This is a genomic window from Agaribacterium sp. ZY112 (genome assembly GCF_041346925.1).
Taxonomy (GTDB): domain Bacteria; phylum Pseudomonadota; class Gammaproteobacteria; order Pseudomonadales; family Cellvibrionaceae; genus Agaribacterium.
Genome location: NZ_CP166840.1, coordinates 158,990 through 183,756 on the forward strand (window position 1 = coordinate 158,990; position 24,767 = coordinate 183,756).

Here is a 24,767-nt window from a genome sequence, read left to right on the forward strand (position 1 = left end):
CATGGTTATACAATAGGCCCACATAATGGAAACGCTTAAGATTCCAACTTATTTAATACCCCAAGAAATTTCTTTTTCACTTTCAGGCGTTCTGTGTTTTCAGCCTTTACAACAGAAATCGCCTGCTGTTCAAGACTTTTAAAAGAAGCAATTTGACTAGCACTTAAGCCTTTTGCTCGAGCAAGATCTTGTATTTGACCAAAGCTACTGGTGAGTTCTTGTTCAGTTCTAGTACACATTTTTTCAATCGAAGTATCTACTTCATGTGCTAAGCGCTTAACAAGATTGGCACCCTCTTCAACACGTTTTTTCTCTTTTTTAAGCCCTTGACCACTTTTCATTTTTTCTAATATTTTATCGGAAGCTTTAATCAGACGAAGAACCTCTTTAGCATCGGCACCGCCATCATTTGACTCTTGTAACTTACCGGCTATATTGACGTGCCTAAACTTAATTACATTTTTAGCATGGCTTGAATCTATCTCATCAATCTGCATATTTTTAATTAAGGTTTTTTCTTTATTATTGAGGCACGACTCAGGGTCTATTTCTAGGCTGCGACCATCCCCTTTCACAATAAGCCCAACCTTCCAACCAAGATCTGCTAATATTTGATAAATCGATAAAGAGACATCTTCTATAGAACCGGCATCTAAACACTCCATAACATAAGTCATCATTAAAGAGCTTCGTTCTTCAGCTTGCTTATGACCAGCCACTTCTTTTTCTAAAACACTGACACTTTGCTCAAGCGTTTTTAATGAATTTTCAGATAGCGGTTCAGCTAAGACCTCTTCATTACTTAACTCTTTTTGTTTACTTAACTTCTTACGTAGAGTTAATAATTCCTTCTCTAGGGTCGAGATACAATTCTCGGCATCTTTAAGGCTTGCTTTTAATCCCCCTAGGCCTTCATTTGTTGGCTTTGTGTTACTATCAAATAACTCAACCTCCCCCGGAGCCACTTCAGATTGCACACTACCTAAACTCTCTTCTAACTCAAGAATGACATTATGCTGGTCACGCACTACACCTTTAAGGCGATCAATCTCTTTTTCACTTTCCTTTTGGATTTGCTCAGAAAGATCATATAAGTCATCTTGAGATGACTGTTCTGAACCATCATCACTATAACTAATGACACCCGCATCAACCTTTTCATTGTTTTCTTGTATCTTATAAACTTGATGCCGGCACTTATTAACGGCATCTCGCATCTTTTTGTTATTTTCTTGCAAACTAGACACATCAATAGGAGGAGCACCATGCTCCTCTATCTCATCAACTTTCTTTTCACCTTCCTCAATCGCCCCTCTTAGCTGCTTCAGCATTTTATGGCTAGTAATAGAGTAGGATTTATGAATATCAGAGCTATTCTCAATTCGCCTCTGCATTGCGTTTTCTAACTTCTCTAACAGGGCATCGACTTTTTTAGAGTGAGAAAGAAGCTTTACTTCATCACTTGCATCATCTAAGCAAGCTTGCTCGAAATTTGACAAGCTTTCTATGGCTTTATTTGCGAACTTAGACTTACCAGACTTTGATACTAGCTCCTTAATCTTTGTAATTTTCTCCCTAATTTGCTTTGCACAAACCTTTGCCTTAGCTGGCACAAGAACATCCAAAAGTAACAATAACTTGGCATTGATCAGGTTCCAGTACTCTAAGCTATCAATACCTTGATCAACTGCTTTTGACTCAATGCACAAATAAGCCTGCCTAAGGCGCATTGCCTTTTTATTAAGGTGCTTACGCTGTAAGTGCCGACTAAAGTCTTTGCTGGCCTCCTCTTGGCTAGATAAATACTTCTTAATCTCTAAAGGAAGTGTTTTTTTAAAACGTTTTTTAATGGATGATGCAGAAAGGCGGTTACTAAAAAAATACAAATTAATCATCACACTGATGATTAACAGTAAAAGCAGGCCGTACAATAATTGTATGTTACTGGCCTCGTACATAAGCTTAAAGCTAACCTAGAGCTCGAAGCTGAAGGGCGACACTGTCATAGCTTTCATCATAGGCGCCCTGAATTTGTAAAGGAACGTAGCTTTTATTTTTATGCATAAGGCGTACTCGTAAATCAAAAGCTTCGTCTTTAACCGCAACAATAGCAGCTCGCAATACTGCATCATCATCGGCATGAATCCTGTCCGTTAAATCCATATTTTGATAAACACTCTGCTCGAGCGCCGAACACAACCCTAACATTGCTAAAGCATTGGTATCCCACTGGCTTTCATTACTATCAAGCTGCCACGTTATATGACCTACTGGCCTATCATCGACAGGCTCTGCTTTTTCGTGCGTTTCATTTTTGTGCTCTATGCATGAACACATAGCCAACTGCGATGCGATGGCCTCCATATAATTACAAAAAGCCGAAAAACTACTGCTTCCCTCTCCTAACTTACTGCAACCATAAACGCTCAACACCTGCCATAATCGAGACTTAAGCATGATGGGAATATGCACACAGGTATCACACTCTTCATTATTCCCAAAGACATTGTAAGGAGGGTAAGCCTCCACTTTAGACTTCATGGATGCATCGCCTTCATCCACACTGCGAACCGCAAAAGACGTCATTACTTTACTTACTTTAACAAAGCCGCCTCCCTCTTGGTTTAAAGTAAAACGACCTAAACACGCCAACTGCATTTGTTTCTCAAACATTGGCGCTAGCATCATCAGATCATCAAGCTCACTTTTTACGATCTCTTTTGGCCACTCATCGAGATTACTCAATACGCTTTTCATATAGTTTGCGTTATGCAGCTCGGCAAGCTCCGTGCTCGTAGCTAAAAACGCTTGGTCAGCCTGCATAAATTCAGAGCAGGGGCTAATCAGTTTGGGCTCTATTAAGTGATGATGTTCTACCGTACTGCCTTGATTTAAACGCTCTAATACGCCAAGCGCACTGTAAGCAAATAGATGTAAATTTAAATCAACCATCGCTATTTCAGGGTGAGCAATAGGCACAAGAGAAATGGCTTCAAAGCCTGCAACATCAATATCATCAGGGCACGGGTGCAGATGTTTAAGCTGTCTTCTAAAGCCAATACTAGTTAGGCTGGAAGCACATATCACCCCTGTTGCATCACAGCGCTTTGCTATAAAGGCCTCAGCAGCACTCGCACCGCCTGAGACCAAGGTATTAGGCACAGAGAAAATATGATTTTCATCCAACTCAAAGTCATTTATTCCATGCTGATCACAAAAAGCTTCGTAGCGATTGCGTACATCGTATTGTGATAAGTCTCCAACAAAGGCCATTTTCCTATGGCCTTTTTGCAAGAGATAATTAAAGGCCTGCTCCACCCCCAAAGCGTTATCACTACTGACGACGGGTATATTTAGCGGGAAGTAGTCATAAGCAATTGAAACAACCTGTTTGCCCTCATCAAGCAAGTATTTGGCAAAATCAGGGTGCACAGCGTTGCGTAAAATCACGACATAATCGATATGCTCTGTATGTAGGGCAGAGTGGTAGTTAGCAAAGCCATCAGTTTTAATCACCGTAAAACGATAGCCTTTTATCAGGCTGTACTGCTGTAACTGACTAACTAACTCACCAAAGAAAAATCCCTGAAGATGAGGGGTATAAACCCCAATAGTTTTAACTCCCGACATGAGTTACGGCCCAAATATGACTCACTATTTTTGAAGCATAGTACAAGCCGCTATAAGTGCTCAGGCATAAGAAACAAGGCGCCTAACAGACGGGTATTAAAAAGCCCCACCAATGTCAATTGGCAGGGCCTTGAGAAAGAATTCTAAGTTTGGCTTATTTAGCAGCGCGGCCTAGATATTCACCTGTGCGAGTATCAACACGCACCACTTCGCCTTCACAGATAAACAAAGGCACTTTTACTACCGCACCCGTGCTTAGAGTCGCAGGTTTGGTACCTCCTTGCGCGGTATCACCTTTTAGACCGGGGTCTGTTTCTGTGACTTCTAACTCGACATGATTAGGGGGAAGTACAGAAAGGGGGGCGCCGTTGTACAAAGTAACGATACATTTATCTTGCTCACGCAACCACTTGTAGTTTTCGCCTACAGCGGTGCTATCAGCTTGATACTGTTCAAAGCTATCTGGCTCCATAAAGTGCCAAAACTCGCCATCGCTGTAGAGGTATTCCATATCTCTATCCATCACGTCGGCAGCTTCTAAGTTTTCACCCGAGCGGAAAGTACGATCCCAAACACGTTCGGTTTTAAGGTTTTTTAAACGCACGCGAGCAAAAGCTTGGCCTTTACCCGGCTTTACATATTCGCAATCAAGAATGGCGCAAGGGTCGCCATCGAGCATGACTTTTAAGCCATTTTTAAATTCATTGGTAGAGTAAGCCATGAGGACCTCTTTCTAAATACATGAGGGGCGATGCTTAGATCGCCCATAAAAAAAGCGGCATGATACAACAGCTAGCCGCTTGATCACAGCTAACTAAGGCTTAGCTTGTTGATCGAGGATAGCTTCCATCTCATCCATGATCGTATTCATGCGTTGAACTAAGGCGCGATAAGGCTCAGCCTTGGCCATATCCATACCCGTCGCTTTCATTAACTCATAGGGGTAATCGCTGCCTCCGGCCTTCAACATAGTAATAAAAGCATCGCGGGTTTGCTCATCACCTTCACCAATTTTATCGGCTAAGGCTGCCGCTGCAGCAATAGAGGTCGCATATTGAAAGACATAGAAGTCGTAGTAGAAGTGAGGGATATAAGCCCACTCGATTGCATAAAGGTCATCGATCTTGATCACGCCTTGGTCGTGGCCGTGATAACGCTTGAGCAAGTCCAAATAGATTTCACTAAAGCGCTCCCCCGTTAACGCCTTACCTGCGGCCACTTCTTCGTTCACTTTAAGCTCAAACTCAGCAAACATCGTTTGGCGGAAAAAAGTGCCACGTAAGCTTTCTAAACCATTACCTAAATAAAACAGCTTCTCTTCGGCTGTTTGCGCCTTATTCACCATTAAGTCTTGCAAGAGCATCTCGTTCATAATGGAGGCTGTTTCGGCAATAAAGGTCGAATAATCCGCCATCTCCCAAGGCTGGCTCTCATTGCTTAAGACGCTGTGTACTGCATGGCCGTATTCATGAGCAAAGGTCGAGGCGCTGTCGTAGTCATCATTGTGGTTAAGCAGAACATAGGGGTGCACATCATAAGCAGCGCCAAACATATAAGCCCCACTGCGCTTACCCGGCTGAGGATAAACATGCATCCAGCGACCTTCGATACCCATGTCATAGGCTTGCAAGTACTCAGCCCCAAGTGGCCGCAGAGCTTCCCGAGTCAAATCGATGGAGGTCTCAATATCAAACTCTTTATCTAAACTAACCAGCGGTGGGTAAATGTCGTAATAGTGCATGTCACCTTCGATACCAAGCATACGTTTGCGCAACTCAAAATATCGATACAAGGTTGGCAAGGCTGCGTTCACCTCTTCAACAAGAGTGTAATAAACAGCTTCAGGCATATTATCGCCAAACAATGCGCGCTGTACGGAGCTATCGTAATCGCGCACCTGCGTAGTAAAAGCCAGCCCCTGCAAATGGCTGTTTAAGGTTGCCCCGATGGTGGCCTCAAAGCCCATCCAGGTCGACCAAAACTCGTTAAAGACCTCTGCTCTAAGCTCACGACTTTGATTGCTACGCAAAGAGCCGTAACCAGCCTGGCTTAATACTTTTAAATCACCACTGGGTAATTCGACTTCAGGCCAGGGCATGTCGGCATTCGCCAGAGTGCTATAAATTCCTTGTGGGGCGGCAGACATTTTTCCTGTTTGGGCCAGCACCTGCTCAACCTCAGTGCTACGTATATGCGGCGCTTGCCTCAAGGTATTCAATGAACTCATACGGAAGGGCTCAAGCTTAGACTCCTCACTAAGATAAGCCTTCACCTTGCTCTCACCTAAGGCTAGTAATTCAGGGCTATACCAGCTAGTAGCCGCACTTAGCTCGGTCATAAGCATGCGAGCTAATTGTCGGCGCTCATCATTGGCAGCAATACGAGTGTCTTCATCAGCCTTAAGCGTTGCGTAAACAAGTAGGCGAACAGCTTCTTTATAAGCTGAGCTCATTGCTTGGTTAGCGGTGAGCATGGCATTGCTGCCATTTTTCAAGCTTCCTTTGTATTGCTTTAAGGCTTCGATATCAGCCTGAGCCTTGCTATAAGCCTGTTGCCACGCTTCAGAACTTGAATATAGCTCCGTAAGATTCCAAAGGTAACGCTGATCAACACTGGTCGCCTGTATATCCGTGCTGACCTTATCTTGACTAGAGCTGCAAGCTACGGTCAATAAACAGCTAGTGATAAACACAAGCTTCGTAAATTTCACCATTGATTTCCTCCTTAACTGAGTCACGACGTTCTTCCACTAGGCCCTATACTGTTTTGCCCACCCCCAGTAGATAACTACTAAGACTGACAAAAGAGCAGCCAACTGGGCCCAAGAGTAGAGCTAGACTAGAACTAAAGTGCCTTAGTACAGCAGTTTTTGGGCTTCAGGTACAGCAAGAGGTGAAGAGTTGACTAACTCCGGCTAGAATCCCCCATCCATCAAGCACTAAGCAACAACCTTTGACAGCAAGCTCACTAATCTCAAGCGAGAATACCCTTTGCAAAGCGCCATCCCTCTAAAAAACGTCATCACTTGGCAAGAAGAGTTAAAGAACTTAATTAGCGATCCAAAAGAGCTCATTCAGCGCTTAGAACTCGACCCCAATTTATTAGCCGCAGCTCAACAAGCCTGTCAGCTCTTCCCTCTGCGAGTAAGCCCAAGCTTTTTGGCTAGAGTAAAAAAGGGCCAAGTTAATGACCCACTATTACGGCAAATACTGCCTCTTAACGAAGAACTGAAACGTGAAATAGGATTTAGTGACGACCCTTTAGAAGAGCAGCAATTCAATGTACTGCCTGGTTTAGTGCACAAATATAAAAATCGGGTTTTACATATCGCGACCTCAAGCTGTGCAATCAACTGCCGCTATTGTTTTCGACGCAGCTTTGCCTACGAGGAAAATCGTTGTGGACAGCAACAGTGGCTAGACATTCTCGACTACTTGCACAAACACCCAGAGATTGATGAGTTTATTTTTAGCGGTGGTGACCCCCTGCTAATGACCGATGAACATATTCGTACTCGCTTATCACAACTTGCAGCCATTTCGCATATACAGCGAGTGCGCTGGCATACCCGCATTCCCATTGTGCTCAGTTCTCGCATTACAAAAGCACTGGCAAAGGCTTTAAGTCATACACGCCTACAAGCTATTATGGTTATTCACTGCAATCATGCCCAAGAGCTGGATGAATGCGTTAAGCAAGGGCTGGATTACCTGCACAGTGCCAATATCACCCTGCTCAATCAGGCTGTGCTCTTACGCGGCGTGAATGATTGCCCAGAAACACAAATTGCATTAAGTCACAGCTTGTTTAAAAACAAGGTCTTACCGTACTATTTACATATATTAGATAAAGTTAATGGCGCAGCTCATTTCACTGTTCACAGCAATGACGCCCATGTCATCTATCAAGAGATGCGACGCAAACTTTCAGGCTATCTTCTACCCAAACTGGTCAAAGAAGAGGCTGGCCAAATAGCTAAAACCCCTTTATAACAGATGCAGTGTTTTATATTACACGGCTATACTGGGTACACTGACCGATAGACTTTTATTGACGCACAACAACAGGATCCGTTTTGGTGCAGCCCTTAGATCTTTTAAGCCAGATAACACTGCCCGAACAGAGCATTAAAAAGCTAAGTTTTTGCTCCAGCTATAAAGCCCAGCGCGTAGCCGACTGGGCAAGTCTACTGCGCCCCTCGCAGGTAGAAAAAACCAGCGCACTACTCTATGCGGCCCTACCCGAAATCAATCAATTACGCTGCACAACTAGTACGCGCGTTGAAATGCTAGAATGCTTAAGACCCTACGTTCAGCATACAATCACGGGCTTAGGTAAAGCGTTCTTAAATCAAGCTATGCCACTCAGCGAAGAAGCTCAACGCAGCGTTGTCATCGCACAGAGCCTGCAAAAGCACATGGTCGATGGCTATTGTTTAGCCGTAAAAGAGCTAAGCCAAGCACGTAAGCTCAAAGAAAAGGAACGAGAACTACTCGCCACCTGCCTCCACCGCGCGATCACCGGCTTAGGCCTGATTATCATGCGCGGCCTGCAACTCTATACGCCAGCCCCCAAAGGGATTTGGTTAACGATGCACCGTTTATTTCGCTGCGCAGATGCCTTTGAATTACTCGACCACCGCGTTAACGACAATATTCAAAACAAAACCAAGCTCAGCAGCATACAAAATAATTATCTGCGCAGTGTGCTACTCGCCTCAGCCCATCCGGATCAAATTACTCAAAACGATATCAGCGCGCTTTACGATGACTTTTGCGACTGGGCCAAGCAAGCACGCTTTCAACTCGACCTTAGCGACAACTCCGAGTGTTTTTTATATTTAAACCTAGAGGCAGATGCTGGGCCTCACTATAAAAGCCGGGCCAACGAAGCTGAGCAAGAACAACTGTTGTTAGAGTTAGATCTACGCAGCATCACCAATCAAATAGCCAAACAAGAACAAGACGGTGAAGAGAAACAAGAAGCAGGCGGTTTAAGTATCAGCCCCACTGTAAGCTCGGCACTGCTTAAGCATTTACTTAATTGCTGGGGCGGCGTAGTACAGCGCCGCCACGATCGACGCCAAACGCAAATGAGTGCCGATATTTGCATAGGTTTAAGTGACTGCCTTTATTTCGCTAATAACAATCAAAGTTTTGAAGATTTTATAAACAGCAACCACAGTGAAAGTGAGCTCGACAGCAAAGCGATGAGCTTCACCCCTGGCGATGCCTTTACAACTGAAACTAAACATTCAGAACGACCTCTATTTCGACTCAACATATCTAACATTAGCCAAGGTGGTTACTGTTTAGAGTGGAAAGGCGAGTCAATGTTAAAACTTCAGGCTGGAGACGTGATCGGTTTAAAAGAACTTAACAAGCGTCTATGGCAAGTTGGTGTAGTTCGATGGATTAGACAACGTCGCCATAGCAGCTTGCTAGGCATACAGATACTCAGCGAGAAGATAGAGCCCTGTGGACTTGCTCAGACTTACGACATGGGCGGTTATTCTGATTTTATGCGGGCCTTGTTTCTTCCAGCAACACCACTTAGTAATCAACAAAGCAATACGATATTGACAGCCAGCGCTCCGTTTCAAGCCGGCGACAGGATAAAAATGCTAGATAAAGAACACACAACACTAGCAAAATTAGATGTTTGCTTATTTTCAACAAGCACAGTCCAACAATTTAGCTTCCAAGTTTTAGAAAAAAGCGTAAACCAAAAGCCGGCGCCAAGCAAAAAAGCCCAGTGGTAAAGGCTTTAGCCTAAAACGGAAATAAGAATTAGAGCTTAACAAAAGAACCCAATAACAATGCAACAACCAACCATACGTTTATTGCTTATTAACGATTCGGCGGAAGAGGCCGAGCGCTTAATTAGTATGCTGCAAAATGCAGGGCGCTCTGTACGGGCAACTCACGCCGAAAGCTCCGAAGCCCTAGCCAAACTGCTGCAAGAAAAAGTTTGGGATCTGGTTATCGCCACACAGAACTCTGAAAATTTAAGTCCTATTGAAGCCCTTAAGATAATACGACGCCAGAATAAAGATATCCCGATGATTATGCTGACGGATAAAGAGGGCTCTCAGCCTTCAGTAGAAGGCTTAAAAATAGGGGCCAAAGATGTCGTTCAGCTCGATGAAGATCAGCACTTATTACTCGTTATCGATCGAGAGCTGAGTAACCGCAGCGATCGAGAAAAACGACGCACAGCAGAACGGCGCTTTAACACCCTAGCTCAACGCAATCAACAACTACTCGATAATAGCCGTGATGCTATCGCCTTTGTTCAAGACGGTATGTTTCTTTACGCCAACGAAAGCTTTGCTGAGTTACTAGGCTATGAAGATAGAGATGATATTGAGTGCATGCCGGTAATCGATATTGTCGCGGCTAAGCAGCATGACACTCTTAAAAGCTTCCTCAAAAACTTTATGCTTAAAGTAGATGAAGAAGAAGTTAAAGAGATGGAGCTGCACTTAATTCAGCAAGACGGCACAGAAAAACCCATTAACTTCTCTATCAACAAAGATGTCTACGATGAAGAAAGCTGTATCCAGCTGATTTATCACAGCCAGAAAGGCGGTGACAGCGAGGAACTGCAGGCCCAACTTGAAGAATATAAAAATCAAGATGCGCTAACAGGGCTATACAACAAAAACTATATGACCGAAGCGTTAAATGCCTGCATACGTAAAGCCGCAGATAAAGAATTTAACTCCGCCGTTTTGCATATTGGTATCGATAATTTTCAAGAAACGGTCTCAGCCAAACTTGGTGTTGGTGCCATCGATAAAGCCCTAGCCGCTATTGCTCAACACACCCAAAGCCTTGTTAAAAAAACGGATGTTTTATGCCGCTACGGTGATAACAGCTTTATTTTAATTGCGCCTAAAATTACAGCACAACGAGCGCAAGAACGAGCTAACGAAATTGGTCACGAGCTTAGAAACCACGTGGTCAGTGTTGAAGGTAAAACACTGCACTTTAACTTCCACATTGGTATTGCCGTTATCAACGAAACCAGCAGTAAAGCCGAACTGCCGGTCGAACACAGTATTATTGCACTTGACCAAGCTCGCATTGAAAACGACAAGGATAACGACGTTGTTGCCGTACTGTACGAAGCGCCACTGGTCACTCAAGAGAGCGATGGTGAGCCCAGTTTTGATATCCAAAAGGCACTTGAGCAAGGCCGCTTCCGCTTGTTATTCCAACCCATTTTAAGCTTGAGAGGGGCCGAGAAAGAACACTATGAAGTCTTGTTGCGCATGCTAAATGACAACGGTGAAGAAATTTCTCCTAAAGAGTTTTTAAACCATGCAAGCAGTATTGGTGCAACAACACGTATTGATCGCTGGGTTATCTTAGAAGCGACTAAGACCCTAGCTAAGCATCGAGAGAGCGGTTCAGACACCGTACTCATTCTTCACTTAAGCAAAGAAAGTATGCTTGATGAGAGCCTTATACCGTGGTTAAGCGTGGTATTTAAAACCGCCAAACTGCCTACCGATTCCATTATCTTCCAGCTAAATGAAGTAGATATTAACGATCACCTGAATGATGCTAGCAACTTCACCAACACCCTAAAAGAAGTAGGCTGCGGCGTAAGTATTAATCACTTTGGTTGCGCCTTAAATCCATTTAAGGCTTTAGAGCAGGTATATAGCAGCTATGTCAAAATTGATGGCTCTTTTACTGAAGACCTGCAAGATAACGACGAAGGTGTAGCAACACTCAATAACTTAGTTAGTGAACTGCACCAAAAAGACAAAATCAGTATCGTGCCCCTTGTTGAAAGCGCGAACCTCTTGAGTAAGCTGTGGCAAAGTGGCGTGCACTATATTCAGGGCTACTACTTGCAAGCTCCTGCCGAGAATATGGACTACGATTTTGACATGGAAAGCTAAGTCTACAGGCCAGTCTTTCTTTGTGCTTCAAGCCGCTTGACCTCCGTCAAGCGGCGGTAACAGATAAGCTCTAAACTTGTAGCTAACCCCCAGCCAACCAGAGATGAAGGTAAGACCTTGGCCGATTCAATTGTGCTCGTATTAAACTCGGGTAGTTCCTCACTAAAATTTTCCCTTTTCGACTTAGGCAAGCAACAAGAGCTTATGAATGGTTTGGCCGATAGACTCGGTCAGAACGATGATGAAGCCGCACTTAGCTGGAAGTTCGAAGGTGTTAAAGATAAACAAACCATAGCGGGCGCTGATCAAGCAAAAGCCCTAGAGACCTTGCTTCAATTGCTAGAAAACAAAGGCTTTGCAAGCAGGTTAAGCGCCGTAGGTCATCGAGTTGTTCACGGTGGTGAGTACTTCTACGACTCCGTACTGGTTGACGATCTTGTACTCGATAAAATTAAGCGCTGTAACGATCTAGCACCACTACATAACCCAGCTAATGTATTGGGCATTGAGCAAATGCAAAAGCTCTTCCCGGGCTTGCCTCAAATTGCAGTATTTGACACAGCCTTCCATCAGACGATGCCCAAAGAAGCTTACCTCTATGCCCTGCCGTATGAACTGTACAGAGAGCACGGCGTACGTCGCTACGGTTTCCACGGTACCAGCCACAAATACGTTGCCCAGCAGGCCGTTAAACAGCTGGGCTTAAACCCTAGCCAACACGGCATTGTTACCGCGCACCTAGGCAACGGTTGTTCAGCGACCTCCGTCTTAAATGGACACAGTATTGATACCACCATGGGCATGACCCCGCTTGAGGGGCTCGTGATGGGCACCCGCAGTGGCGACCTCGACCCTAGCCTGCATCAATTCTTGGCCCAACGTTTAAACATTGGCATTGATGAAATCACTGACATGCTCAATAAAAAGAGCGGTTTATTAGGCGTATCTGAACTCAGCAATGATATGCGTAGCCTCTGTGACGCTGCCGAAGAAGGTAATGAGCAAGCCGAACTAGCCGTGCAATTATTCTGCTACCGCTTAGCCAAAAGCATCTGCGCTCTGGCCATGCCTCTTGGCAAACTAGACGCACTGGTTTTCACCGGTGGCATTGGCGAAAATGCAGTGCGCGTACGCGAACTCACCTTGAACAATTTAAAAATCTTAGGTTTTGAACTCGATACCGAGCAAAACGGCAAACATGGCAGCGATAACAACGGTGTCATTACCAGCGACTCAAGCACTTGCGCAGTGGTTATTGCCACCGCCGAAGAGTGGGCAATCGCACAAGACACTGCACGTTTGATAGGGGAGTAGTACAACCGTGATTAAAAGTTTCTTTCTGGCTCCGGCCGGTAGCAATGTAGGCCTTACCTCTGCCACCCTAGGGCTAGTACGCGCCTTAGATCAGGTCGGCTTAAAGGTGGGGTTTTGTAAACCCATCGCCCAACACGCTGACAACCCCGATGTTCTTGACCCCTCCTTGCTGTTTTTAAATGAAACACAGCAAATGGATATTCCGACTCCCATTCTACTGAGCGAAGCGCAACAGCGTATGGCCGGTAACGAAATGGAAGACTTGATGGAAGACGTCGTCCAGCTCTGCCAAAACACCGCAAAAGACGTCGATGTATTAGTTGTTGAAGGCTTAGTACCACAAGATAACGCTCCGTTTATTGCTCGTATAAATGCCACCTTGGCTCGCACCTTAGACAGTCATGTCATTTTAGTTGCCGCACAGAACCACCAAAGCTTTGCTGACTTAAATCGCCATATCGATATGACCGCCAACTATTACGGCGGAACTGACGAACAAAAAGTACTTGGCTGCGTATTAAACAAGGTTGGTGCGCCTGAAGAGTACGCCTCTCCCATTCAGGTTGTCGACGATGTTGAAGTGCCACAAACCGTGGAAAGCATTGCCAAAAACTTAGTGATTTTTGATAAACCCACCTTTCGCTGCATTGGCGAAGTGCCTTGGTATCCATCGGCTATGGCGCCGCGTGTATCCGATATCGCCGCCCACTTAGGTGCAGAAAGCTTAAATCCCAAAGCGCGCATGGAGCGCCGAGTGAAATCGGTCAGCATCTTGGCCAGAACCATTGCCAATAGCTTGAACTCACTTAAAGCTAACACCTTGGTGATTGTTCCTGGCGATCGTCATGATTTGCTGATAGCTGCCGGCATGGCCGTTGTTAACGGCGTACCTCTAGCAGGCTTGTTATTAACAGGTAATTTGCGCCCGTCGGATGAGATTTTACAGCTGTGCCACGCCGCCTTTGAAGCGCGACTGCCTGTCTTATTAACAAACTACAACACCATTCATACGGCGCGTAAACTCGACCAAATGAGCATCAACGTACCACGTGATGACATTCCGCGTATTAACCGAGTGATGGACTATGTCGCTGAACGCATTGACGCAAGCTGGCTAGCTGAGCGTGTGCGCACCAATACCCATGTGCGTTTAAGCCCTGCGGCTTTCCGTCACAATTTAGTTGAACGCGCCCGCGAAGAAAACTGTCGTATTGTGCTACCAGAGGGCGAAGAGCCTCGTACCATTCGCGCAGCGACTACCTGTCACCGCAAGAAAATTGCGCGCTGTGTCTTGCTTGGCAACCCAGATCAAATTCGTCACATAGCTGAAATGCATAGCATCGAGCTACCTGACGACATCGAGCTAAAAGACCCTAAAGCTATTCGCGAAGATTACGTTGATGCACTTGTTGAAGCGCGTAAACACAAAGGTCTTACTCCTCCGATGGCGCTTTCTATATTAGAAGACCCCATCATGATCGGCACGGTGATGCTAAAAATCGGGGAGGTTGATGGCCTAGTCAGCGGTGCTGTGAACACCACGGCAAACACCATTCGCCCTGCACTACAGTTAATTAAAACCAGTCCAGATGCCAAGATCGCCTCATCGGTCTTCTTTATGTGCCTACCTGATCAAGTGGTTGTCTACGGTGACTGCGCAGTTAACCCAGATCCAAGTGCAGAAGAACTTGCCGATATCGCCATTCAAAGTGGTGACTCGGCAGCCGCCTTTGGCATTGAGCCTAAGATCGCGATGATCAGCTACAGCACCGGCGCCAGTGGCATAGGAACCGACGTGGAAAAAGTGCGCGAAGCAACCAAAATTGCGAAAGCCAAACGCCCTGACCTACTGATCGACGGACCTCTGCAATACGATGCCGCAACCGTTGCCAGTGTAGCTAAAAGCAAAGCGCCTGAAAGCTTAGTTGCCGGTCAAGCAACCGTGTTTATCTTCCCTGACTTAAATACGGGTAATACCACCTACAAAGCTGTACAGCGTTCAGCCCAAGTTGGCAGTATTGGCCCAATGCTGCAGGGTTTAAATAAACCGGTGAACGACCTTAGCCGCGGCGCATTGGTAGATGACATTGTCTATACCATCGCATTAACCGCAGTACAGGCCGGTCAGCGCCGCAAGGCAGAAGCTGAAGCCTAATCAGGCTTAGTGTTAGTGCCACAAAAAAGCCCCGAGCCATTACTGACTCGGGGCTTTTTTATAAATATAAAACAAGTAACTACTGAAGCTTTATACGACTCTATTTTGAGTGGCTTATCTCTCTATCGCGAAAACCCATTAAATATAAAATCGCATCCAAACCTAAATTCGATATTGCATTTTTAGCCTCGGCCCTCACCAATGGTTTCGCACGGAAAGCAATGCCTAAACCCGCAATACTCAACATTGGCAAATCGTTAGCGCCGTCTCCAACTGCGACCACCTGCTTTAAACTAATTTGCTCTTTATCAGCGAGTTCGCGCAATAAATCCGCTTTGCGCTGCCCATCGACAATTTGCGTATTCACCTCACCGGTAACTTTACCGTCGACAATATCGAGATCGTTTGCATAGACATAATCAATGCCGAGTTTGTTTTGCAGATAACGGCCAAAATAATTAAACCCACCAGACAAAATAGCCGTTTTATAACCAAGCTTACTTAAAGTACTAATTAAACGCTCAGCGCCCTCGGTAACAGGTAAACGCTCGGCAATGCCTTCAAGCACGCTTTCATCCAAGCCTTTTAACAAAGCTACTCGCTCGCGGAAGCTCTGCTGAAAATCCAGTTCACCGCGCATTGCAGCTTCAGTAATGGCAATCACCTGATCGCCAACACCGGCCGCTTTTGCCAGCTCATCAATCACTTCTGTTTCAATTAAAGTGCTGTCCATATCAAAACACACTAAACGACGTGTGCGACGGAACATATTGTCTTCTTGGAAAGCAATATCAACATCAAGGCGACTAGCCAGCTCGGCAAACTGAGCACGTAACTCCGCTTGATCTTCAACATGACCGCGAGCGGTAAACTCCACACAGGCGCTGCCGCTATGAGCATCAATAGGGACTCGCCCACTTAAACGGCTGATGTTGTCGATATTTAGGTTGTGCTCGGCAATGATACGAGTCAGCTCTCCAATTTGTTCAGCGCTGATCTGCCTTGCTAACAAAGTGATGATATGGCGGCGCTTCCCCTGTAACCCCGTCCACTCTTCATAAGAATCTTCGTCTACAGGCTGAAAACGCACTTGCATATCAAGCTCATGCGCACAAAAGAGCACCTTCTTAACCACATCACCACTGTGATCGGCATCGGGTAACTCGACCAACATGCCCAGATTTAAGTTTTCATGTATGACTGCTTGGCCAATATCCAAGATGACGGCATTAGCCTCGGCCAATAAAGAGGTAATTTGGGAGGTCAAAGCTGGCTTATCTCGACCAGACAAAGATATTAATAACAGTTCGCGCACAGTGGTGACTTCTAATTAGTAAGCAAGTAGGCCATTATAGCGGATATCGCGCCAGCGCAGTGAAGCGCAGAGCAAGGTTCTTAAATAACGATTCAAGCATGGCAAATCTCTACCACCAAGCTAGCATAGAACGGATACATCTTGATTAAACTTCAAAGCCCTTTTTCTCGCCCCAGCATACTTGCCTTAGGCCTAGGTTTTGGCTTGATCGCAGGCCTCTTGTCTATAAACCTACAGTGGCAACAGAGCGAACTTGATCAAAGTAAGATTTACGGTCAAGCCTTAGCTAATGCAACAGCACGCGAAGCCATTGCTCCAGCCTTTGCCAATGATTTAGTGAGCCTCGGAGCGATTGTACAGGCTATGGCGACACAACCTAGGGTCCTTCGTGTTGCCGTACACAGCGCAGAAAACCAAATTTTAGTGCAGGCAGGACCAGCCTCTTATGACCTCCCTGAAGGTCATTTGCGCTTTGAGCAAGCTATTACCCTGCAAGACAGCATCGCCGGAGCCGTAGAGCTTTATGTACTGCCAAACCAACCCAGCAGTGCGCTTTCAACTCTGCTAGGTTTATTCGCAAGCTTTTGCCTTATTTATGCCGCTAATAATATTTATCGCTCACGCAATTTCGTATGGGTCCCCAAACCCGTCATGGTCAGCCCTCCACCAACAGACACGATTAGTAAAGATATAGACAGCCAAAAAGCGTCACAAGCAGTAGAGCAAAATGAAGATGACGAAATATTTGAGCAAACAAACGTGTCTCATATCATTGAGCAAAACCAAAGTGCCTTTGTGGCATTGCGCATTAAGAATGTCGCGGTATTGCAAAATCAGTTAAACGGCAGTGTATTTCGCTCAACTTTTAAGTTATTAGAAAAGCGTTTAAACACAATAGGCGCTCTTTATGGCGCTTGTAACTGGCGCTGGCACAGCGACCGTTACCTAATTGAAGTAAAAGCCAATGAACAAGAACAGGCTTTGTTTAATGCGGCATGCTGCGCAAAGCTACTACTCGATTTATGCGGCATACTCGACCGTGTCCCGCTCGACTTAAGTGCACAAATTAGCCTTGATGACCACAAGCTCGAAAGTGCAACCATGCCCTTTGTTGGTCTAGCCGTAGATGAATCAACCCTTAGCCACCAAGACCTAAACGGCCGAGTCGCACTCTTACAATACGGTGATGAGAGCGCTCAATGCCAACTTATCGCGGAATTTCTACCGCCCTACGCTCAACTCTTGCAAAAACAAATGCACAGTTTAAAACAACAACCAAGCGCTCAACGCGCTTAATAAAATTAGCTGTCATATAAGCATCACCACAAGGTCATCTAAGTGTCATCTTAACGAGCTAGCCTGCAGCTAAAATGGCAGCACTACCGCTGCCCAGCGATTGCATTGTAGCAGGTACGCCATGATCAACATTGAAGCAGCTATTCACAATAAGTTTCCCGCCTTTGCTAACAAAAATGCATTTATCCGCAAACCGACCTTAGCTTTTTTGCGCAAGCTGATTAGAGAAAAAGAAATCAACCAGTTTCTTGATGATCGCCCCGGTATCTCAGGCATCGACTTTATTGATGAGATATTCGATTATTTTAATTTCAGCTACAGCGTCAATGCCAATCAACGCCGAAATATCCCCGCCAGTGGCCGAGTCGTTATTATTGCCAACCACCCCATTGGCTCTTTAGATGGCCTTGCCCTGCTAAGGCTTGTTAGCGAAGTTCGCCCTGATGTTCGCATCCTTGCCAACGACATGCTCAGCAGTTTTCACGCATTAAAAGATCTCATTATCCCCTTGGATAATATGGGCTCAAATTCGGCCCGAAGAGCCTATAAAAACACAGTGACCGCGCTCAAGAACGACGAAGCTGTTATTGTCTTTCCCGCTGGTGAAGTTAGCCGAGCAAGGCCTAAAGGCATACGCGACCCCAAATGGTTACCTGGTTTTTTAAACTTTGCCCGCCGTACAAACTCACCTATTTTGCCTATACGTGTACATGCCCATAACTCAGCATTATTTTATGGCGCATCAATGCTATTTAAACCACTAGGCACCGCTTTATTAGCGCGTGAAATGTTTAACAAACACAGCCACAGCATTCACTTTTCTGTTGGTGAACTGATTGCCAGAAAATCACTGGAAAGCGAGGCATTAACCGATAGAACCTTAGTAAAGCGGCTACACCGGCATTTATATAAACTGGGCAAAAAAAAGAAAAACCCAACGTTTGAAACCCTTAGAACCATCGCCCACCCCCAAGATAGAAAAGCCATTCAAGCAGAATTAAAAAAGAATGAGCTGATTGGACAAACACGTGACGGCAATCGTATCTACCTAGCATCCTGCAATAAAGACAGCGTGTTATTAAAGGAAATAGGCCGGCTGCGAGAACTTGCTTTTCGTTTAGTTGGAGAAGGTACAGGTCGCCGCGCAGACATAGATACTTATGACTACCATTACAAACACCTTGTCTTGTGGGATCAAGAAAACCTAGAAATTGCTGGCGCTTACCGCATAGGTGAAGGTGAAAAAATAATTAAAGATAAAGGCATCGAGGGTTTATATACAGCGTCGCTATACCGCTACAGCAGTGAGTTCGAAGACTACGCCAAGCAAGGGATTGAGCTAGGCCGCAGTTTTGTAAACCCAAATTATTGGGGCAAAGCCAGCCTCGATTACCTTTGGCAAGGCATCGGCGCCTATCTATCAAAATCACAACACATTCGTTATTTAATTGGGCCTGTCAGCATGAGTGCCGACTACCCCAAAGAACTAATGGATATGTTAGCGTTCTTTTATCAGCGTTATCACAGTAGTAAACACGCTTTAGCAAGTGCCCACCACCCTTATCAAATAGAAAGTGATCACTGGCAAGCGTTTAACGCCATGTTTGAAAACATGGATCGCATAAGCGCCTTCGAACACATGCAAAAACAGTTTCAAGAACGACAGCTAAAACTGCCGGTATTATTTAAACAATACGCAGCCTTGTTTGAAGAAGGCGGTTTTCAAGCCTTAGTATTTAGTGTCGACCCTGACTTCGGTGACTGCTTAGACGGTTTATGTATGTGTGATATTACGAAGCTTAAAGCGAATAAAGCAAAACGCTATTTGGGAAACAACTGATTCATACCGATTTAAGAAAAACAGCGCAGGCTTTTTGATCAAAGAAACAAGCATGATAAAGTGCGATTTCTATTCTTAAAGCTCGCATCCAATGCCCAGACATATAAGCATATTCACACTTTTAGCGCTGGCTTTAATAAACACATCAATAACGCTAGCAAGCCCAGCCAGCACCAAGTTTGCAATAGAGCGCGAAGAAAAAGACGAAGGTTTTGGTCACCAGCTATGGATTCCTTATGCTTTTAGCACGGAAAGCATGGGAACCAACTTAGGCCTTGGTTATGTACGTAAAGGCTTTTATCAACCGCAAATGACCGTTGCTGCAACTGTTTTTGGTGGTGATTCCGAAGCCTACGCCGTTATGCTTAATGATTTTCGCCTGCCTTACACTGACCGCCTTTATTTGAGTGCATTAGGCATGTACGGCGACTATCCAAAATTAAAAGCTTACGCACTTCCGCAAGAAACCCGCTGGCCGTCAGAGCAGGCACGCCCAGGTTCAAACGATTCCAGCAATGAGCTTTTTATTGAAAGCCAAGGACAAAACAACTGGATGGATGTACGCCTCGAGTTTGTCTTGCCCATTGGCTCAGCTAAAAAACAGGGCTGGATGGAATATAAAACACGTGGCGGTTTATTAAGTTCAGACAGCTCACGCAAGGGACACTGGAACCCGCTTACATCAGGTGTCAGTGTCGCTTTATTAAGGCGCCTGTGGCGAGAACAAATATACGAATCCGAATTAGGGCGGCTTGACGCAAAGTCAGCCTCTTGGCAACTAGGCTTTCACTATGACAACAGTGATTTTCCTGCCAACCCGTCAACCGGTACCAAACAGTTCATTGCTTACACCAGTGACAACAGCCCACTTAAACAAAGCACCTGGGATTTTATTGAGGCCGAGCACAGCCAATACATGTACTTAGGACAAGGCCTGGGAGCAAAACAACGCGTCCTCGCAGTAACCGCTTGGGCTGGTTATTCACCTTCATGGCAAGTTCATACAGAGGGTGACGAAAGCTATTTAAGCAATACTCCCATTTATGGAGAAGGCGCCACTCTAGGCGGTTTTGACAGAATGCGTGGTTTTGACAGTAACCGTTTTAGCGATAAGGCGGCTTTATATTTGGCGGCAGAGTATCGGCACACTTTAGATTGGAACCCTGCAGACAGCTGGAAATTATTACGCCGTTTTAATCTAGACTGGCTGCAGGTCGTCGCTTTTGCTGAATCGGGAAGAGTTCACAGCGACTTTAATACAAGGCTACTCCAAGACATGCATCAAGATATTGGAGTAGGTTTACGAGCTTACTTTTCAACCATGGTTGGCCGCTTAGACTTTGCTGTATCCAATGAACAAGCCGGTATGTGGCTTATGGTTGGGCAAAGTTTCTAGCGGGATAACAGTTTCTAAAATTAAAAACTGACCTTCACCCCCGCCTTAATATCGTAACCACGGGGAAGACTGGTATCGTCGATAGTTACCTGATCCAAAGAGGTCGATAAATCTAGATTAAAGTATTTAAATAAGGTGGTACCCGCACCGACCATACGAATCTCAGAACCGACAAGGTTTTCAGAATAACCTAGGCGCACTGAGGGCAACCACGTGTTTTGTGGCTGATAAGAACCATTTAGGTAAAACCACTGATTCTCTTTGTACATCATATCAACTGTCGAGTTGGTATCTATCGAAGTACTAGCCACCCAACGACGATTAGGTGTAAAAACGGAACCCTCTAAACGCAACTGACGCTCAAGCTTAAAATCACGCTCTTGATTTAATTGGCGCTGAACACCGCTATCATTAATACTCGAACTGTTGTTTTGGTCAAACTCAAACTCGGCCTCATACAAATTAGATAACTCCGCACCTAAGCGATAAATATCTGCATCCCAGAATACACCTAAGTCCGCAGTCACACCGGTGTTATAAACGTAATCCGCATCACTAATATCTTCGAGCAACTCTTTTGAATCTTTAATATCACCAATACGAGTGGCTAAGTTAGAACGCCCTAAATGCACAATCGCCGGTTCCACACCAACGTATAAACGACCTTTATCTGATTCAGAAATCATGCGTGAGTACGCAGCCCTTAACTGTAATGCACGCGCACCTTTTGTTAACAAGGTACTGTCATTATTCATCTTTAAACTGACTCGGCCAGCAGAGGGGTCTACAGTCAGCATTGCGCCTCCACTTAAATCATAAGTAGTACTTCCCGAGCTAGAGTCTAAATCTCTTAACTGTTGTAATGTAGCGCGAGCTTGCTCCTTAGAGAAGTTGATAGGTTGCGCGACACCAATTGCAGCAACCTGAACCTGCGAGCTAAACTTAAAAGCAAGACTGCCGCCCCAAATATCTTTATTGATTAAAACGGGAATTTCAAAACCGCCATCCACAACGGTATAACCTTCTGAACCAACAATTCCAACCACACCGGCAATAGTTGCAATATTTGCAGCAACCGAGGTTAATAAAGCTTCAAGCTCTGGATTATCTATATCAATGTCCGGCAAATCGGGAGCAATACTACCACCGCCATTGCCTCCATCTCCGTCATTACCACCACCGTTGCTACCGCCATCACCACCATTACCTTCGGTGAGGCTTTTTGATAGTTGATCTATTTTATCGAATAGCTCATCGATGTTGCCAAATTCAGCGCCAAACTCAATATTAAAACTAGAATCAAAAGCATCACTCGATTTCATCTGTGTACGCTGCAGTGCTCCTGAAGCAGGGTTATATAAATTATTGGCGCCAGTATGGCCCGAATACGTTAAACCTGTAGATGGGGCCATACCTGTTTCTACAGAGGCGGCGTAAGCATGAGAGGCACTTAAAAATGCCGCACTTAGAATGGCTGAAGCTAATATCGACTTTTTCATTTTAATAGGTATGTACACTTAGGTTTAAAGTTTGAATGCTTAGGATATGCTCTATTCTAAGCCAGATTTACGCATACGCAAAAGACAAAACACGACAAGCTCTATTTTCGCAAGCGCTCTCTATTTAATTGTTTTTTATTGTCACTCTTTTTTAGCAACACATAAGTTGCACCGTAACTACCGTGTTGTTTTTGCGCGGTATGAAATGCAAGCACCTCATCTATTTGAGGCAACCAATGAGCGACACAGCTTTTAAGCATGGCCGGCGTTGCTCGTCCCTCCCCCTTACCGTGGGTAATAAGAGCTGTACGTACGTCATTATCCAAACAATCTAAGACAAAACGATAAATATTCTGCCTTGCCTCATCCACCGTCATGCGATGTAAATCTAAAGTTGCATCAATACTGTATTTACCAAGGCGCAGATTTTTATAAACACCGTGCTGAACTCCCGGTCGCTGAAAAGCCAACAATGACAACGGCTCAACCATGATCATTTCAGAATTCGCTAAAGGATCTGAGGCTTGCTCATTTTCCGTAAAATGCAAGGCTTGGTCTTGTCTAAGCGCGACAGTTTGTTTGTCTGGCTTAGACGTTTTTAACTGTACCCTAGCCTCAACCTTAATGGGCTGAATATCATCCGCCTCGTCACCTAATAAGCTATTAAAATCTTCAGACATAAAATCGCCTTATTCTACAACTCGATAACACGGCCTATATTCCGTAGTTGGTATTTTCATACGTTTTTGATCAACAAAACTTTGCAACAGCGACGCTAAAGGCTTCATTATCTCTTGATCACCACTTAGCTCATAAGGCCCATGTTCTTCAATTGCTTGAATACCGTGCTCCTTTACATTGCCATCAACAATACCACTAAAGGCTTTACGTAAATTAACAGCTAGGTCATAGGGGCTTTGATCGAGATGCAGATTTAGTTCCGACATAGCTTTATGCGTCGGTTCAAAAGGTTGCTGAACATCATCAGCTGTATCAAGTACCCAATTATAGTAATAGGCATCGTGAGTTGAACGGCGAAAATTTCGAACCTCACTCATTTGCTCCTTCATATAAGTAGCAACGGCAGGCGCATCTTCAATGATTATTTTGTAGCGTTTTTGCGCTTCTTCACCCAAGGTAAGACCAATAAATGCATCTATTTTTTCAAAGTATGCTTTGGATGAACTTGGCCCAGTAAAAACCAAAGGAAAGGGGTTGGCATGATTCTTAGGGTTTAATAGCAAAGACAATATATACAGAATTTCTTCTGCGGTTCCGACACCACCAGGAAAAACCACGATACCATGACCGACCCGAACAAAAGCCTCTAAGCGCTTTTCTATATCAGGCATGATAATTAATTTATTAACTATCGGATTAGGAGATTCAGCCGCAATAATCCCAGGTTCAGTAATACCAATATAACGACCTTCAAAACGCTGTTTGGCGTGTGCAATGGTTGCCCCTTTCATTGGACCTTTCATGGCCCCCGGGCCGCAGCCTGTGCAAATATCTATACGCCTAAGCCCAAGCTCGTAACCCACTTCTTTGGAGTAATCGTACTCCACAGGACCGATACTATGCCCCCCCCAACATACAACTATATTCGGATCTTGATCGGTCTTTAATACACCAGCGTTTCTCAATACGTGAAAAACACCATTGGTAATCCCCTCCGAGCTTCCAAAATCGATATCACGATTTTCTTGTAATTCATTATTGATATAAACAATATCACGCAATACCGAGAACAAATGCTCTTGGATACCTGCAATCATTTCACCATCCACAAAGGCATTGGCCGGTGCATTTTTAACATCAAGCTTAATGCCACGCTCTTGCGCGATTACTTTAATGTCGAAATCTTTATAAAGATCCAGAACTTCTTTGGTGCTATCGGTATCCGAGCCGGTATTTAATACGGCCAAAGCACAGCGGCGAAAAGTCTCGTAACAATTACCCTTATTGGCTGCTTCTAGGCGAGTCACTTCGATCTGAGATAGAACTTCTAGGGCTTTTTGAGGTACTACACGTGCGCTAATTCTATTTGTCATATGCGCTCCTTTTTCCAGTTTCTTCTACTGAAGTTTACGCCAAAGATGTGACAACAGACAGTAGACAATTACAGAGCAATGAAGAATCAAGGAGTAATACACCATGAAGCTTACTTAGGTACTAGGACTTGGCTGTAGGGTAGCCTGAGCAAGGCTCCACGACAGGGGTGTCGCTGTGCAGCCCCCATGACAAAATGCCTGGAGCACTTTATATCGCCCTTAGCCGCCCCGATGGGCAAGCACATGAAAGTGCTTGCGTATATTGGGTTTACGGTGTCTTGAGAAAGCTACTCTGCGGGCAAGACCGGACTCTAGCGACAAGTAGGGGGAAATACAGTTGCGCTCTGCAGCCA

At 44.9% G+C, this 24,767-nt stretch carries 16 protein-coding genes; 8 read left to right on the forward strand and 8 right to left on the reverse strand.

Annotated features, from left to right (window positions below; all coding sequences use genetic code 11):
- Positions 1-35: 35 nt before the first annotated feature.
- The 4 genes from AB1S55_RS00760 to pepF all read right to left on the reverse strand — a co-directional run bounded on the left by AB1S55_RS00760 (position 36) and on the right by pepF (position 6,343).
- Positions 36-1,958, reverse strand: coding sequence for a hypothetical protein (locus AB1S55_RS00760; protein ID WP_370979864.1), 1,923 nt, complete (start codon positions 1,956-1,958; stop codon positions 36-38).
- A 10-nt stretch (positions 1,959-1,968) separates the two neighbouring features.
- A complete protein-coding gene (locus AB1S55_RS00765) occupies positions 1,969-3,630 on the reverse strand; it encodes a substrate-binding domain-containing protein (protein WP_370979865.1) in 1,662 nt (553 codons plus the stop codon).
- 154 nt (positions 3,631-3,784) lie between these two features.
- Positions 3,785-4,351 (reverse strand): elongation factor P, encoded by a 567-nt coding sequence (efp, locus tag AB1S55_RS00770; protein ID WP_370979866.1) that lies wholly within the window; start codon positions 4,349-4,351, stop codon positions 3,785-3,787.
- 93 nt (positions 4,352-4,444) lie between these two features.
- Positions 4,445-6,343: an oligoendopeptidase F gene (gene pepF, locus AB1S55_RS00775; protein WP_370979867.1), complete on the reverse strand. Its 1,899-nt coding sequence runs from the start codon at positions 6,341-6,343 to the stop codon at positions 4,445-4,447.
- 277 nt (positions 6,344-6,620) lie between these two features.
- Here pepF and epmB point away from each other — a divergent pair, with 277 nt between their 5' ends.
- The 5 genes from epmB (at position 6,621) to pta (ending at position 15,014) form a co-directional block, all read left to right on the forward strand.
- Positions 6,621-7,622, forward strand: a complete 1,002-nt coding sequence (gene epmB, locus AB1S55_RS00780; RefSeq protein ID WP_370979868.1) for an EF-P beta-lysylation protein EpmB — start codon at positions 6,621-6,623, stop codon at positions 7,620-7,622.
- Positions 7,623-7,708: 86 nt separating this feature from the next.
- Complete coding sequence (locus AB1S55_RS00785; RefSeq protein ID WP_370979869.1) at positions 7,709-9,391, forward strand: hypothetical protein; 1,683 nt, start codon at positions 7,709-7,711, stop codon at positions 9,389-9,391.
- 57 nt (positions 9,392-9,448) lie between these two features.
- Positions 9,449-11,545, forward strand: a complete 2,097-nt coding sequence (locus tag AB1S55_RS00790; RefSeq protein ID WP_370979870.1) for an EAL domain-containing protein — start codon at positions 9,449-9,451, stop codon at positions 11,543-11,545.
- 117 nt (positions 11,546-11,662) lie between these two features.
- A complete protein-coding gene (locus AB1S55_RS00795; RefSeq protein ID WP_370979871.1) occupies positions 11,663-12,859 on the forward strand; it encodes an acetate/propionate family kinase in 1,197 nt (398 codons plus the stop codon).
- A gap of 7 nt (positions 12,860-12,866) precedes the next feature.
- On the forward strand, positions 12,867-15,014 hold the full coding sequence (gene pta, locus AB1S55_RS00800) for a phosphate acetyltransferase (RefSeq protein WP_370979872.1): 2,148 nt from the start codon (positions 12,867-12,869) through the stop codon (positions 15,012-15,014).
- Between the two features lie 100 nt (positions 15,015-15,114).
- Here pta and serB read toward each other — a convergent pair whose 3' ends face one another.
- Positions 15,115-16,329, reverse strand: a complete 1,215-nt coding sequence (gene serB / locus AB1S55_RS00805; protein ID WP_370979873.1) for a phosphoserine phosphatase SerB — start codon at positions 16,327-16,329, stop codon at positions 15,115-15,117.
- Positions 16,330-16,470: 141 nt separating this feature from the next.
- On the opposite strand from serB, the gene AB1S55_RS00810 reads away from it, so the two are divergent.
- The 3 genes from AB1S55_RS00810 to AB1S55_RS00820 all read left to right on the forward strand — a co-directional run bounded on the left by AB1S55_RS00810 (position 16,471) and on the right by AB1S55_RS00820 (position 20,861).
- On the forward strand, positions 16,471-17,625 hold the full coding sequence (locus AB1S55_RS00810; protein WP_370979874.1) for a hypothetical protein: 1,155 nt from the start codon (positions 16,471-16,473) through the stop codon (positions 17,623-17,625).
- Between the two features lie 121 nt (positions 17,626-17,746).
- Positions 17,747-19,465 (forward strand): lysophospholipid acyltransferase family protein, encoded by a 1,719-nt coding sequence (locus tag AB1S55_RS00815; RefSeq protein ID WP_370979875.1) that lies wholly within the window; start codon positions 17,747-17,749, stop codon positions 19,463-19,465.
- 91 nt (positions 19,466-19,556) lie between these two features.
- Positions 19,557-20,861 (forward strand): hypothetical protein, encoded by a 1,305-nt coding sequence (locus AB1S55_RS00820; protein WP_370979876.1) that lies wholly within the window; start codon positions 19,557-19,559, stop codon positions 20,859-20,861.
- Positions 20,862-20,881: 20 nt separating this feature from the next.
- Here AB1S55_RS00820 and traF read toward each other — a convergent pair whose 3' ends face one another.
- The 3 genes from traF to ppnN form a co-directional block, all read right to left on the reverse strand.
- Complete coding sequence (traF, locus tag AB1S55_RS00825; RefSeq protein ID WP_370979877.1) at positions 20,882-22,360, reverse strand: conjugal transfer protein TraF; 1,479 nt, start codon at positions 22,358-22,360, stop codon at positions 20,882-20,884.
- A 101-nt stretch (positions 22,361-22,461) separates the two neighbouring features.
- The gene (gene smrA, locus AB1S55_RS00830) at positions 22,462-23,040 is read right to left on the reverse strand and encodes a DNA endonuclease SmrA (protein WP_370979878.1); all 579 of its coding nucleotides are present in this window, start codon (positions 23,038-23,040) and stop codon (positions 22,462-22,464) included.
- 9 nt (positions 23,041-23,049) lie between these two features.
- A complete protein-coding gene (gene ppnN, locus AB1S55_RS00835; RefSeq protein WP_370979879.1) occupies positions 23,050-24,414 on the reverse strand; it encodes a nucleotide 5'-monophosphate nucleosidase PpnN in 1,365 nt (454 codons plus the stop codon).
- Between the last annotated feature and the right edge of the window lie 353 nt (positions 24,415-24,767).

Excerpts from the sequence above, each read along its gene's own strand:
- AB1S55_RS00760 (WP_370979864.1), bottom strand. The coding sequence starts at position 1,958 with ATGTACGAGGCCAGTAACATACAATTATTGTACGGCCTGCTTTTACTG.
- AB1S55_RS00765 (WP_370979865.1), bottom strand. The coding sequence starts at position 3,630 with ATGTCGGGAGTTAAAACTATTGGGGTTTATACCCCTCATCTTCAGGGA.
- efp (WP_370979866.1), bottom strand. The coding sequence starts at position 4,351 with ATGGCTTACTCTACCAATGAATTTAAAAATGGCTTAAAAGTCATGCTC.
- pepF (WP_370979867.1), bottom strand. The coding sequence starts at position 6,343 with ATGGTGAAATTTACGAAGCTTGTGTTTATCACTAGCTGTTTATTGACC.
- AB1S55_RS00790 (WP_370979870.1), top strand. The coding sequence starts at position 9,449 with ATGCAACAACCAACCATACGTTTATTGCTTATTAACGATTCGGCGGAA.
- AB1S55_RS00815 (WP_370979875.1), top strand. The coding sequence starts at position 17,747 with ATGATCAACATTGAAGCAGCTATTCACAATAAGTTTCCCGCCTTTGCT.
- AB1S55_RS00820 (WP_370979876.1), top strand. The coding sequence starts at position 19,557 with ATGCCCAGACATATAAGCATATTCACACTTTTAGCGCTGGCTTTAATA.
- traF (WP_370979877.1), bottom strand. The coding sequence starts at position 22,360 with ATGAAAAAGTCGATATTAGCTTCAGCCATTCTAAGTGCGGCATTTTTA.
- smrA (WP_370979878.1), bottom strand. The coding sequence starts at position 23,040 with ATGTCTGAAGATTTTAATAGCTTATTAGGTGACGAGGCGGATGATATT.
- ppnN (WP_370979879.1), bottom strand. The coding sequence starts at position 24,414 with ATGACAAATAGAATTAGCGCACGTGTAGTACCTCAAAAAGCCCTAGAA.